The sequence below is a fragment of the Gordonia sp. OPL2 genome, assembly GCF_003797825.1.
Taxonomy (GTDB): domain Bacteria; phylum Actinomycetota; class Actinomycetes; order Mycobacteriales; family Mycobacteriaceae; genus Gordonia.
This window is the reverse complement of record NZ_RKME01000004.1, coordinates 83,099-96,033: the sequence shown is the minus strand read 5'-3', so window position 1 is coordinate 96,033 and position 12,935 is coordinate 83,099. Positions and strand designations below refer to the sequence as shown.

At 66.9% G+C, this 12,935-nt stretch carries 9 protein-coding genes; 1 reads left to right on the top strand and 8 read right to left on the bottom strand.

Going from position 1 to position 12,935, the window contains the following annotated elements; all coding sequences use genetic code 11:
• Positions 1–24 precede the first annotated feature (24 nt).
• Both fadD32 and EEB19_RS06185 read right to left on the bottom strand, forming a co-directional pair.
• Positions 25–1,926: a long-chain-fatty-acid--AMP ligase FadD32 gene (fadD32, locus tag EEB19_RS06190; RefSeq protein ID WP_187584233.1), complete on the bottom strand. Its 1,902-nt coding sequence runs from the start codon at positions 1,924–1,926 to the stop codon at positions 25–27.
• Positions 1,927–2,182: 256 nt separating this feature from the next.
• On the bottom strand, positions 2,183–3,169 hold the full coding sequence (locus EEB19_RS06185; RefSeq protein ID WP_187584231.1) for an LLM class F420-dependent oxidoreductase: 987 nt from the start codon (positions 3,167–3,169) through the stop codon (positions 2,183–2,185).
• A gap of 266 nt (positions 3,170–3,435) precedes the next feature.
• Here EEB19_RS06185 and EEB19_RS06180 point away from each other — a divergent pair, with 266 nt between their 5' ends.
• Positions 3,436–4,785 carry an NAD(P)/FAD-dependent oxidoreductase gene (locus EEB19_RS06180; protein WP_187584229.1) on the top strand — a complete coding sequence of 450 codons (1,350 nt, stop codon included), beginning with the start codon at positions 3,436–3,438 and terminating at the stop codon, positions 4,783–4,785.
• A gap of 128 nt (positions 4,786–4,913) precedes the next feature.
• On the opposite strand, the gene EEB19_RS06175 is transcribed toward EEB19_RS06180, so the two are convergent.
• From EEB19_RS06175 to EEB19_RS06150, 6 genes are all read right to left on the bottom strand, one after another.
• Entirely contained in the window at positions 4,914–5,912 is a 999-nt protein-coding gene (locus tag EEB19_RS06175) for a cutinase family protein (protein ID WP_187584227.1), read from the bottom strand.
• A 2-nt stretch (positions 5,913–5,914) separates the two neighbouring features.
• Positions 5,915–6,469: a DUF732 domain-containing protein gene (locus EEB19_RS06170; RefSeq protein ID WP_187584225.1), complete on the bottom strand. Its 555-nt coding sequence runs from the start codon at positions 6,467–6,469 to the stop codon at positions 5,915–5,917.
• A 242-nt stretch (positions 6,470–6,711) separates the two neighbouring features.
• On the bottom strand, positions 6,712–8,139 hold the full coding sequence (locus tag EEB19_RS06165) for an alpha/beta hydrolase-fold protein (RefSeq protein WP_187584223.1): 1,428 nt from the start codon (positions 8,137–8,139) through the stop codon (positions 6,712–6,714).
• 259 nt (positions 8,140–8,398) lie between these two features.
• Positions 8,399–9,388, bottom strand: coding sequence for an alpha/beta hydrolase family protein (locus tag EEB19_RS06160; protein WP_187584221.1), 990 nt, complete (start codon positions 9,386–9,388; stop codon positions 8,399–8,401).
• Between the two features lie 371 nt (positions 9,389–9,759).
• Positions 9,760–12,021, bottom strand: a complete 2,262-nt coding sequence (zomB, locus tag EEB19_RS06155; protein ID WP_187584219.1) for a flagellar motor control protein ZomB — start codon at positions 12,019–12,021, stop codon at positions 9,760–9,762.
• The gene (locus tag EEB19_RS06150) at positions 12,008–12,928 is read right to left on the bottom strand and encodes a decaprenyl-phosphate phosphoribosyltransferase (protein ID WP_187584217.1); all 921 of its coding nucleotides are present in this window, start codon (positions 12,926–12,928) and stop codon (positions 12,008–12,010) included. Before EEB19_RS06150 ends, zomB begins: the two co-directional genes overlap by 14 nt.
• Between the last annotated feature and the right edge of the window lie 7 nt (positions 12,929–12,935).

Genomic DNA, 12,935 nt, shown 5'->3' with positions numbered 1-12,935 from the left:
CGCTTCCAGACTACTGATCGGTGACTATTCGGCGTCCGGGAACGCGGTCTGCTTGTAGCCGCCGCGCAGGCTGCCGTCGACATAGGCGGTGCGGGTGGCACGCCGGGCGATCTTGCCGCTCGATGTACGGGGGATCGACCCGGCCGGGACGAGCAGGATGTCGCGGGCCATCACGCCGTGACGTGCGGCGATGGCCGCGCGGACGGTGTCGGCGATCTCCTGCGGGTCCGTCTTCTTGCCCGGTCCTCGCTCGGCGACGATGACCAGCTGCTCCGACGCGTCGTCGGCGTCGAACTTCAGCCCGCTCGTCGACTGCTCGAACACGACCGGCGGCAGTTGGTTCGACGGCACCGAGAACGCGGCGACGAAGCCCGGGCGCAGGCTCGAACTGGCTTCCTGCGCACTGTATTCGAGATCCTGCGGGTAATGGTTGCGGCCGTCGACGATCACCAGGTCCTTGACGCGGCCGGTGATGTAGAGCTCGCCGTCGAGCCAGACGCCGTAGTCGCCGGTGCGCATCCAGGTCGCGTCGGCGGGTGCGCCCTCCGAGTGGCTGCCCTCGGCGAGAGGATGGGTCAGCGCGTTCGCGAAGGTCTCCTCGGTCTCCCCCGGCTTGTTCCAGTAGCCGGCACCGATGTTGAGCCCGTGCAACCAGATCTCGCCGACATGGCCGTCGGCCTGCTCGGTGGCGGTCTCCGGGTCGACGATCGTGGCCCACTGGCTGACCGCGACCTGGCCGCAGGAAACCTGCGCGACAGCGTTCGGCGCATGCTGGTCGACGATCTTGAACTGGCCCGCATTGAGCTCGTCGCGGTCGACGTAGATGATCTTGGCCTCGTTCTCACGCTGCGTGGCGGAGACGAAGAGGGTGGCCTCGGCCATGCCGTAGCAGGGCTTGATGGCGGTCTTCGGCAGTCCGTACGGCGCGAAGGCGTCGTTGAACTTCTTCATCGAGCTGACGGTGACCGGCTCGGAGCCGTTGATGAGGCCGATGACGTTCGACAGGTCGAGGTTCTCGCCCTCCTTCGGCAATCCGCGCACGGCGGCGTGCTCGAAGGCGAAGTTGGGGGCGGCGGCGTAGGTCTCCGCGCCGTCGCTGGCGGCGGCGAGCTCCTTGATCCAGCGTCCCGGTCGGCGGACGAACGCCTGCGGGCTCATGATCGTGATGTAGCGGCCGCCGAGCGCCGGCAGGATGACCGTCAGCAGACCCATGTCGTGGAACATCGGCAGCCAGGTGACGCCGCGCGCGTTGCGGTCGATCTCGATGGTGTCGTAGATCTGCAGCACGTTTGCGGCGACGGCCTCGTAGGTGATCTCGACGCCGGCGGGCACGCGGGTCGAGCCGGAGGTGTACTGCAGGTAGGCGACGGTGTCCTTGTTGTGGTCCTTGCCGGCGACCGGCGCGACCCAGCTCGAGCCGACGGAGTCGGGGACCGCGTCGACCGCGATGACGCGCGGGCGCTCCTTGGCGGGCAGCGGCTTGAAGAAGTCGCGGACGGCCTCTGCCGACTTGGTGGACGTGAGGATCGCGGTGGGCTTGCAGTCGTCGAGCACAGCGGTCAGACGATCGGTGTGGCCGGGCTCGTCGGGAGAGAAGAGCGGGACCGCGATGTTGCTGGCGTAGAGCGCGGCGAAGAAGCCGATCACGTATTCGAGCGATTGCGGCGCCAGGATGGCGACCCGGTCACCGGGCTTCGTCACCTGCTGGAGACGAGCGGCCACCGCCCGCAGGCGCTTGCCGAACTCCGCCCAGGTCAGATCCTGGGGTTCGCCGTCGCGCTCGCGGCTGTAGTCGATGAAACGGTAGGCGAGGGTGTCCGCCTCTTCCCGCACGTTGCGCTCGACATAGTCGACGAGCGTCGCGTCATCGGTGAAGTGCAGCTGTCCGTTCTCATCGAGAAACTGCTCGAATTCTGTGTTCAACATCCAATGCTCCTGTGGCCCCCACGTGGAAGTCGGCATTCTCCCGCCGAGCGGCAGGCACTCCCCCATCGTGCCGCCGACCTGCGCCATCCACGCCCTCTAGTACTACCGCGGTCACGGTAGTCCAAACTGTTATCTGCTCGAAATGCTCACGATCGACAACTCGATCTTCGCCACCACGCACACCGGGCCAATGCCCCGTGCACACGGCGCCCGATGTCCGTTCACCTCGTCGTTTGCATTCAGGCCGTCGGCAATCCTACTCCCCCTTGAGAAGCTGGATGACCGGGGCGAATGCGTCCATCTGCGTCGGGAAGACGCCGACATAGGACATGGAGGTCCGTCGGCGGACCTCGCGCAGCTGATCGGCGATCTCGTCGAACGTGCCGATCGCGATGTACGGCGAGTGCAGCACGTCGTCGACGGTGAACTCGGTGTCATGCGCGATGTTGGGCGGATAGCCCTGTTCCAGCGCCTTCAGCGCCATCTCGGCGGTTGCCTCGCGGTCGTCGGTGATCACGATCACCGCAATGGTCCAGTTGAGCTCGATGTCGGCGAACCGGTCGCCGGCGGCCTCCCGCACGCGGTCCACCCGCTCGGCGGTCTTCTCGATCGTCATGTCCGAGAGTCGCATCTTTCCGTCGCGTGTCGTGCTGGGTGCGACCGAGATGATGTCGGCGTGCTTGGCGGCCAGCGCGAGCATCTTGGGACCGCCACCGCCGACGGCGATCGGCGGACGCGGGCCCTGTCGCGGCCGCGGGCTGCCCTCGAGTCCGTTGATCTCGTAGAACTCGCCGGAGAAGTCGACGGTCTCGCCACGCATCAGGCCGTCGAGGACGGTGAGAGCCTCGTCGAGGCGACGGATCCGCACACCGGGCGACTCGAACTCGATGCCGGCCTTGTCGAACTCCTCCTTCATCCAGCCGGCGCCGATCCCCAGTTCGAGGCGTCCCTTGGACAGCACATCGATGGTGGTGGCCTCCTTGGCCAGGAGTGCCGGGTGCCGCCACCCGTTGGCCAGGACGGACGTGGCCAGGCGGATGGTGTCGGTCGCCTGGGTCAGCGCGCCGAGCGCTGCGATGGGACCGACCTGGTTGCCCAGGTGGTCGGGGACGGCGAACGTGTCGTAGCCGTACTCCTCGGCGGTCTGGGCGAGCTTCACGAACTTGCGCGCGCCCCCCTCGTCCTTGTTCCCCTCACCGCCGGCACCGAACCGGAACTTGCGCAGGTTCCCGGTGTCGCTCATTCAGTACTCCTCATGCGCGTAAGGCGCGTGTCGTCGTGCGCGTGTCATGGCGCGCATCTGCGCGGTCGCATGTATCGGTGTCCCGATCGCCCAATCACGGTAATGCAGGGTCAGGGCACCACCAAACAATTCGATGGCATCCGATCGCGCGCATCGACAACACCACATCTGGGACCATCGACCCAATCCGGGTTTCATCCGGTCCGCAGCGGGTACGGACACGAGGACCTTTGACGACGCCGACAACGCAGGAGAGCGTGGCACCGATGACAGAAACCCCCGCAGCCGCACCGGATCGCGCCACGCGAATCGTGGTGGTGGGCGCGGGCTTCGCCGGTTTCGAGACCGCACGCCGACTGCTTCGTCATCAGCACCGGTCCACCGACCAGCCGATCCGGGTGACGCTCATCTCCCCGGACGACTTCATGCTGTACACGCCACTGCTCCCCGACGTCGCCGGCGGGCTCCTCGATGCGCGCTTCGTCGCGATCCCGCTCGCGGAGAGCCTGCCCGGTGCCGAACTGATCGCCGGCCGCGTCGACTCGGTGGATCTCGACCGCCACACCCTGCGTATCCGCAATCGCGAGGATGCCGAGGAGACGGTGGAGTGGGACCGCCTCGTCCTCACACCCGGTTCGGTGACGCGCCTCTTCGACATCCCCGGGCTCGCGGAGCACGCCCGCGGGCTGAAGACGGCGACCGAAGCCCTCTACCTCCGCGATCAGATGCTCGAACAGCTCGAGCTGGCGTCACGCGAACCCGATCCCGCCGTCGCCCGGGCGCGGCGCACCTTCGTCGTCGTCGGTGCGTCGTATGCGGGCACCGAACTGACCGCGCAGTTGCGCGCGCTCGCCGACGAGGTCGCCCGTCACCGCGGAACCGATCCCGACGACGTGCGGTTCGTCCTGCTCGACATGGCCGACCGCGTGATGCCCGAGGTCGGCGAGAAGCTGGGCGACCGCGTGCTCGAGGTGTTGCGTGGCCGAGGCATCGACGTCCGGCTGGGCACCACCATCGACCGGCTCACCGCGGAATCCGCCGAGCTGAGCGACGGCACCACTGTGGAGACGCGGACGGTCGCGTGGGCCGCAGGTGTGACCGCGAGCCCGCTGATCCAGGAGCTCGGACTGCCGACGGAGAAGGGGCGGTTGACCGTCGGGGCCGACCTGTCCGTGCCCGGTCACCCGGATGTGTTCGCGGCCGGCGATGCCGCTGCGGTCCCGGATCTCACCAAGGACGACGCGATCACCCCACCGACGGCCCAGCACGCCGTCCGACAGGGAAAAGTGGTGGCGCGCAACGTCCTCGCGAGCATCGGCGTCGGCACACGGAAGAACTACAAACACAACGACCTCGGCCTCGTCGTCGATCTCGGTCCGCGCTTCGCGGTCGCCAACCCAGTGGGCGTGCACCTCTCCGGGTACCCGGCCAAGCTGGTCACGCGCGCCTATCATCTGTTGGCATTGCCGCGCGGTGCCAATCGCATGGCCGTCTCGGCCGCCTATCTCGGTGACGCCGTCTATCCTCGACCGCTCGTCTCGTTCGGCCTCGTCAGCGCCGACGAGGCGTCTTTCCCACGCAGCCAGGGCATTCCGGCCCCCGGCGCAGAGTCCTGACAACGATCAGTTGATCTCGCCGACGAGTTACAGTCACCGGGCGAGACCACAGATGACGTCGAACGTATCGATCAGCGATACGTTCGACGTCATCTGTCGGCATGCCACGGTCGTGAGCGCCTGAACACTCAGTTGTGTTTCGGCCGCGGGGCCTCGGCGATGACGTCGCTCGCCCAGCCGTACATCCATTGCGTGGCCGTCGTGCCGTCGTGCGACCAGTATCGCGGTGTCGCGTACATGGCATGGACCGGGTTGTTGATCGCACCGGCCAACTGACGGACAGCACCCAGCGGGTTGGTGACGGTCGGCGAATCACAGATGAGATCGCCGGGGGCACAGATGGATTGGACCCGGTCCTGCAGTTCGCCGAACCCACCGGTCCGTGGGCCGGTCATGGTGATCCCGGGCACCAGACTGCTCATCCCCGACAACGCGATCTCCGCGCCGACACCCGGCGGCGACGGGGTGATGTCGTTCTGCTCACCCGGTTGGCGGCGGCCGTCGGCGATCAGTCCGACCCCGAGCACCAGATCCTGATCCGCCGCGTCGAGCACGCCGCGTCCGTTACCGATGTTGCTCGCGAGATCGCCGGCGATGACGGCGCCCTGCGAGAAGCCCATGATCACGTAACGGGTCAGCGGACACTTCTGGTTGGTGTCGATGATCTTTCCGGCCGCGCGCTTGTAACCCTGTGTGCGCGAGACGTTGTAGTCGACCTGCCGGTCGGCGAGATTCGTCGGGTTCCGGAACTGCGCGATGTAGGGCACGGTGTAGACGCTCGTGCGCGAGGTCGGGAACTGTTCGTCGATGGCGCTCGACACCCGCAACATCAGCGATCGCGGATTGGCCGACGGGTTGTACGGGTCGTCGTCGGCCGACGACTCCCAGGTACCGGGGATCACCACTGTCAGCACGTCGGGGCAATCCGCCGACTGAGCGTCCGGCCGCTCGCGCGGTTCCGACGTCGACGGCCCGGGACCGCCCGGAATCCGAGGCGGACCCGGCTGGATCAGCACGATCACCAGGATGATGATCAGGATGATCGCGATGACGGCCAACAGGCCGAAGAACAGAAGGAGTTTCGGCAGCCTGCGCTTGCGGCGCGGCGTCGCCTTACGTGCGCCCACCGTCAGCAGTAATGCTCGTCAGCGGCCTTGATCACCTTGTCGGCCTTGGAGTTCGCCTCGGCGACGGTCTTGGTGCCCGGGCCCACCGACGCTGTCACGAACGCCTTGACGGTGACCGGATCGGTGCCCTTGCGACGCTCGCTGCACACGTATTCGGCCATGGTGAGCGCGACCGAGTTGTCGGCGTCACCCATGAAAGTCACCTTCTGCGCCTTGAGGGCGGCCAGGTAGGCCTGGCCCTTCTGACCGACCTTCTGCCCGTTGGGACCCGGGAAGTTCTGCGGCACGTTCGTGTTCGGATTCGGCGCGGTCGCCGGCAACTGCGATCCGGCTGCGGCCGACTGCTGATCGTCGGGCTGACCCGACGGGGCCGCGCTGGTGGTGCTCGTGGTGTCGCTCGCCGCGCTCGGCTGGGTCGAGTACATGGATGTGGTCGTGACAGGGTTGCTGGTGATCGGTGCCGTGGCCGTCGAGTCGTCGGCACAGGCCGACACCGAACCCAGCGTCAGCGCGGCCCCCACCGCGACCATCGCGAGTTGCAGAAACTTACTGGTCATCGTCACTTCCTCGTCGCGCCGGGACGATGATCTCGAACTCCTCGTCATCCCGGCTCTCACACCTGCTGCGTCCGCCGCCAACGTGGCGACCCGCCTTGCGTCAGGCTACCCGCTCACGAGGACACTTCCCGCCGCGCGACCCGCGCGACCTGCGAAAACACCGGGATTCCTCAGCGAAGTCTCAGCACTCGTGTTCCCTCGTACTCAGACTGCGGGCCGCTCCGGGCGACGCACCGCGTCACCTACTTGGTGACGCGGGCGCCGTCCTTGGCGGTCCACACGATGCGGCCGTGTTCGAAGGTGTTGACGCGGCCCTTCCCGTCCCGGGTCGGCATCTCGCTGCTCGTCGGCAGACCGAGCTTCCCGCCGGGCCCGCCGGCCGAGACGTAGGCGCCACCGATACCGCCGCCGATGATCTTCGGACCCTTCGGCCCGGTGATGATGCGGCCTCCGCGGAAGTCCTGCGCCTTGCCGCCGGGCACCCCGTAGACGGGTGTCAGGCACTCGCCGAGCGTCGACTTGTTGGCGTCGTACAGCTTCTTGAAGGCGCCGGTGACGCGGCACGCGGGACGGTCGTTGAGGAGGCCGAGTGCGCCGGCCGCCTGCGGCCACGATTGCTGCAGTTCGAACTGCCAGTACGGCCACGTGTGCGTACCCGACGGCCGGTAGACGGCCTGTCCCGGGATTCCCAGCTGGTTGAGCTTGATCGCGAACTGCTGCGACGTCACTCGGCTGAGTACCTCGAGTCCGACCCCGGAGTAGTTGGTGGCGAGCATCGGGATGTCGGACGGTTTGTCGTGCGGTCCGACGAGCCCGTTGCCGGAAGAGATGTAGAGACTCGTGCCACGGAGCTTGTCGGCGAGCACGTAGGGATCGTGCTCCTTCCACGCCGGATCGCTGGGCGGTCCGAACATGTTCATCGAGTCGTAGCCACCGCCGTCGCGCAGCGCGAACTGGATGGCCTGCGGCATGCCGTACGAGGTCATCTGCAGGATGCCGGAGAACGACGCCGCGTACTTGAACCACCCGGGGTTCCGTGAGGCCAGCATCATCGCGGCCGAACCGCCCATCGACAGACCCTGGACGCCACGCACGTCGGTGGAGCGCCACTCGCCCTCGAGGATCGGCGGCAGTTCCTTCATCAGGAAGGTCTCCCACCGGTAGAGCTTGCTCTTGTCCGGTTCCTTCCAGTCGGTGTAGAAGCTGGACTCACCACCGATCGGCAGGACGACATTGACGTTCTTGTCCTTGTAGAAGTCCTCGATGTTGGTGTTGATGATCCAACCGCTCTGATCCTCCTGGGCGCGCAGGCCGTCGAGGGTGAGCAGTTGCGGGAACTTGTCCTTCGGCTTGGACCACCAGTCCCGGGCCAGCAGGACCTGGACCTGGATGTTCTTGTCCATGGCCGGGGAGTACACCCACAGCGCGACACGGCGATCGGTGTACCAGAACGTGTTCGTGACCCGGGCCGGCTGGCTCGACGCCGCGAGCGGCGCGGGCGCGGGTGCCGCCGGTGGTGGCGCCGCGGGCTGCGGGGCCGCGGGCCCCGGGGCGGGCGCTGCGGGCCCTGGGGCGGGCGCGGCCGGCGCCGGTGCGGGCACGGCACCGGCGGGGACGACCGGTGCCGCGACGACGAGTACGGCCGCGGCAACGCCCACGGCACCCGCCATCGCTCGGACAGATTGCGTCTCGCGACGCCCAACCACTCGCCAGTTCACCCTCGGGACTCCTTCACACCACCTGAGCAACGTGGCGTTCGGCCAGGTGAGCGTGTAACTCTTTCCCCAGAAGTCACACCAACCCCACAGACAACAGAACGCCCTACGTGTTGTTTACACGTAGGGCGTTCTGTTTTGCGTGCGCCACGCTGTTACGCGTGGGATTTGTGTTACTGATGTTGCTCGGCCGGAGATCCCCCGGCCGACGGCATCAGCGGAAGAAGCCTCGGTTCTTGGCGTTCCACAGCATGTCCTGCCAGTAGCCCCAGGCGTGGGTGCCGTTGGCGTAGTAGGTCATGAGCGGGACACCCTGCACGAACGCGGCCGCCTCGAAGGCCTTTGCCTGCGTGAACGCCAGGACCTCGAGCGTCGATCCCTTGAAGAGGTCGTCGAACACGTTGGGCAGTGCGTTGTACTGACCGAACAGGCCGTTGCCCGAACCGATGAAGATCTTCATGCCGTGCATGCGGTTGATGTTCATGAACGGGTCGTTGGAGAACCAGCGCGGGCTCCACGGCGGGCCCCACATCGCGTCGATGTTCCACGGCTTCGGGTCGACGTCGAACATGGCCAGACGCAGCGCGGTGCGCATGCCCGGCGCGTTCAGGAAGTTGTAGCCCGACAGCGAGGCCGCACGGTCGAAGTTGCGGCGGTTCTGCGCGCCGATCACCAGCGCGGCGTTGCCGCCCATCGACAGGCCTGCGACGGCATACTTGCGGCTCGCGCCGACGCGGAAGCCGCGGGCGTCGAGTGCGCGCACCAGGGTGTTGGTGATGACGCAGTTCCACTTGTACGTGTACTTCTGGCCGTTGAAGTTCGACGGGGCATCCCAGTCGGTGTAGAAGCTGGCGGGTCCGCCGATCGGCTCGACGACGTTGACGCCGGACCGGACCATCTCCTGGACGTTGCTGTTGATCTCCCAGCCGCTGTAGTCGTACTGGGCACGCATGCCGTCGAGCAGGATGACCGTCTTGTAGTTACCCGGGCGCTTCCACGCACGGACCTTCACGTTCGGCATGCCGCAGCCGTTCACGTAGAACTGCTGCAGCCCCACCTGGGTGCCGCCGATCCGAGCGTTCGCCTGTCCGGCCCCGACGACCACGCCGGCCAGCCCGATCACTGTCGCCATCGCGACGATGACGGCGATGAATCGGTTACGCGCCCGACCGGCCACTCGCGGCTTGGCAGAAGCTTCGCGCATCGACTGATATCTCCCTCTGTCACCCGGATCGAACAGGGGATTCCTCCCCCGCACCATCCCGGTTCGTTCTGCGACACCCGGCCGCCGGCCCTCCCCGAACAGGCGCCCGGCGAAGCGTGAATACGCTTCCAGCAGCCTCTATTCGGCCACCGGAGCACCGTTGTGGGAGCCTATTGCATCCCCCTAGTGCTGACAAACCCTGTGATTGCACTCACACGAATCTGACGACAACCTGTGATCATGCATGGCACGGACTCGACGTCGGTGTGTCCTGGTCACGCTGGTCTATCGACCAGGACCCGCCGAACGTTACCGATTCGAGACAATCCGGCGCAAACCCTGCGCTCAGGGCGCTCTCAGAGAGCGTTGAATCAGCGTGGGTTGATCCGGGGCGGCATCTGCAGCCCGCACCGCTGGATCTCGTATTCGGGGTCCCGTTCGATCCGGTACTGATTGAACGTGAACGACTGCCGGAGGTTGTGCTTGAACCGAGTGAAGTCCCAGGGGTCCTCGTAGGAACGGAACCGCGCTTCGGTCTCCGGACAGGTCAGTGCCACCTCCGCCTCGCGGACCGTGTCCTCGTCGAGGTAGCCCGGCAGGACGGGCTTGCGGCCGAAGGCACCCGATTCCGCGACGACCCACTCCGACGGCAGGACCTTGTCGTGCCCGATGCGACCGTCCTCGAGCCGCTCGGTGTGCGCGGCGAGCGGATATGCGAGTCCCATCTGGTCGATCACGCGGACGTCGAGCGGCGCATTCATGCTCGTCATGCCGAGATTGAGGAAGTAGACGCTCAGCTTGCGCTTCTCCGGCGGCACATTGCCGGGCAGCTTCGCGATGTACCACTCGTCGTAGTTGAACGACGGCAGCACGACACCGCCCTCGGCCCGGTACTTGTCGATCCACTCGACCATCGCCCGCATGCGCGGGTAGTCGAGGTAGTCCTCCGCGGTGACCGGGTTCTCGTTGCCCATGTTCGTCACATAGAAGCGCCGTTCGTCGACGATCCCGCTGCGGCCGATGTCGATACCCGCGTTCGGCAGCACGTTCTGATGGCAGACGACTGCCCAAACGACGGTGGTGACCCACATGGCGGCCATGACGACCGAGCCGGCGAGTTGCAGACGGGTCGTGCGCCGGCGGTCAGGATCGGACGGCTCGGGCTCCGATGGCTCGGGGTCCGACGACTCGGGGCTCGATGGCTCGGCGGCCTTCGACTCAGACGACTCCGCCTCCGCGGCCGCCGGCGACTTGCCGGCCGGGAACTTGTCGGTCTCGACGTCATCGGTGGCGGTCGCGTCGGTGCCGGTCGCGTCGGCGCCGGCAGCGGTCCGGGTCGCTGCGGCGCGGGACTCGCCGACAGCGGCGGACGCTGCCCCGCCGCGCCGGAACGCGGCACGGATGTGCGCGGGGACCGTGACCGGCAGGATCATCAACGGCAACAGCAGGATGAACAGCGGGACGAGCAGCACGCGGCCGTGCATGAAGTCGCCACCTTGCCGCACCCAGTAGGTGCCGCCGATCAGGCCGGCGACGAACACCGTCACGACGACGGCAGTCGGGCTCTGCAGCCCGGCCGACCACCGTGAGACACGGGCGCGCCACGACGTGTCGCGCGGCTCGGTCGATTCGGTGTTCGCACTGTTCGCCCGCCGCAACCGCAGACCGACGACGATGAGCACGCCCGCGACGACGGCGAGAACGACCGGCAAGATCAAGAGGTACGGACCGAACAGGTTGCCGAGATAGACGAGGCCTTGATGCCACTTCGATCCGCTCGCGTCCTTGGCCACGGCCGGGTTGGGCACGAGCAGGGCGTAGTAGCCCATCCGGAAGATCTGATAGCCGACCGGCAGCACCGCCGCGACGACGACCATGCCGACGCGCATGAGCCACGTCGCCGGCGCCAGCAGGATGAGCAGCATCGCGAGGCCGCCGAGCACGGTGAGCTCAGGACGCACCAGGGGCGCGAGACCAGCGGTGAACGCCAGCAGCAGGGTCGCGGTGCGTTGCCATCCCGTGTCGCCCGATCCTCGACGACGACTCCACGCGACCAGCTGACACCACAGGACGGCAGCCCAGAAGATGCAGAGCCCGTTCTCCAGACCGCTCGTCGCGAAGTCGCGGGCCGGCGGCAGCGAGATGTAGATGATGGCGCCGAACGGCAGCAGCAGGGTGAATCCGTCGCCACCGATGCCGCCGAGGCGGGTCCGGTAGAGGCGCGCGGTGCCGTACATGGCGATGGGGATCGCCGACACCGACAACACCAGCGCCACCCAGAGGGCGACGTACTCGAGCTGCCCGTCGGTGATCCAGGCCCAGAACCAGAGCAGATAGGTCCACGCGGTCGACGTGTTGGCCTCGACCCGCTCACCCGCATTGAACACGGGTCCGTTGCCGGCGAAGAGATTACGCAGAGTGCGCAGGACGATCAGGCCGTCGTCGGCGATCCAGCGACGTTGCCACGCACCGATCGTGAAGAACGTGGTGACGGCGACGGCACCCACCAGGAAGCTGATCGTGGGGACCCATTGACGCGGCCCCCACGCGCGCACTCCGGTCGTGGTGCGTTCGGGATCGGTCGGGCTGCTGTCGCTGGAGGTCTCGGTGTGCTCGAGCTCAGTTGACTGCATAGACCGCGACACCCACGCATACTAACCAGGCGACGGCGAGCAACTGCAGGACGCGGTCGCCGAGTGCGATCTCCTCCGGCTCACCGGCCTGTCCGCCGTCGATGTCCACGGCGTAGCGCAGGATGGCGATGGTGAACGGGACCATCGAGATGGAGTAGGCGACATTCGTGTCGTGGTCGGAGTTCTTGTCGAACGCCCACAGTCCGTAGAAGATGACGACCGCGGTCGCGGCGAGCGTCCACACGAAACGCAGGTAACTGGTCGTGTAGTACTGCAGCGCCTTGCGGATCTTCGCGCCGGTGCGCTCGGCGAGCTGCAGCTCGGCGTACCGCTTGCCGGCGGCCATGAACAGCGAGCCGAAGGCCATGACCAGCAGGAACCACTGCGACAACACGATCTCGGCGGCGACACCACCGGCGATCGCACGCAACAGGAAGCCCGACGACACGATGCAGATGTCGATGACTGGCTGGTTCTTCCAGCCGAAGCAGTAGCCGAGCTGGATCGCCAGGTAGATGGCGATGACGACAGCGGTCTGCCAATTCGCGAGGAACGAGATCGCGAGAGAACCCACCGCCAGCACGACGGCGAGGATGTAGGCCAGTGACACCGGCACCACGCCCGCGGCGATCGGCCGGAAACGCTTCGTCGGATGGTTGCGATCGGATTCGACGTCACGGGCGTCGTTGACGAGATAGATGCTCGACGCGACGAGGCAGAACGCGACGAAGGCGACGCCGGCCCGCCACAGCACATCACCGTCGGTGACATTGCCCGCGGCCAGGGGCGCGGCGAGAACGAGGACGTTCTTCACCCACTGACGTGGACGTACCGCCTTGATCAGGCCGGACGCCAGGCTCTTCGGCGGTCCCAGTACCGGTTCGTGCTCGATCGGCTCTTCGCTCATGTCCTCG

What these genes read in the sequence shown, in the direction of transcription:
- fadD32 (WP_187584233.1), bottom strand. Translation starts at nt 1,926, where the DNA reads ATGTTGAACACAGAATTCGAGCAGTTTCTCGATGAGAACGGACAGCTG.
- EEB19_RS06185 (WP_187584231.1), bottom strand. Translation starts at nt 3,169, where the DNA reads ATGAGCGACACCGGGAACCTGCGCAAGTTCCGGTTCGGTGCCGGCGGT.
- EEB19_RS06180 (WP_187584229.1), top strand. Translation starts at nt 3,436, where the DNA reads ATGACAGAAACCCCCGCAGCCGCACCGGATCGCGCCACGCGAATCGTG.
- EEB19_RS06170 (WP_187584225.1), bottom strand. Translation starts at nt 6,469, where the DNA reads ATGACCAGTAAGTTTCTGCAACTCGCGATGGTCGCGGTGGGGGCCGCG.
- EEB19_RS06165 (WP_187584223.1), bottom strand. Translation starts at nt 8,139, where the DNA reads ATGGCGGGTGCCGTGGGCGTTGCCGCGGCCGTACTCGTCGTCGCGGCA.
- EEB19_RS06160 (WP_187584221.1), bottom strand. Translation starts at nt 9,388, where the DNA reads ATGCGCGAAGCTTCTGCCAAGCCGCGAGTGGCCGGTCGGGCGCGTAAC.
- zomB (WP_187584219.1), bottom strand. Translation starts at nt 12,021, where the DNA reads ATGCAGTCAACTGAGCTCGAGCACACCGAGACCTCCAGCGACAGCAGC.
- EEB19_RS06150 (WP_187584217.1), bottom strand. Translation starts at nt 12,928, where the DNA reads ATGAGCGAAGAGCCGATCGAGCACGAACCGGTACTGGGACCGCCGAAG.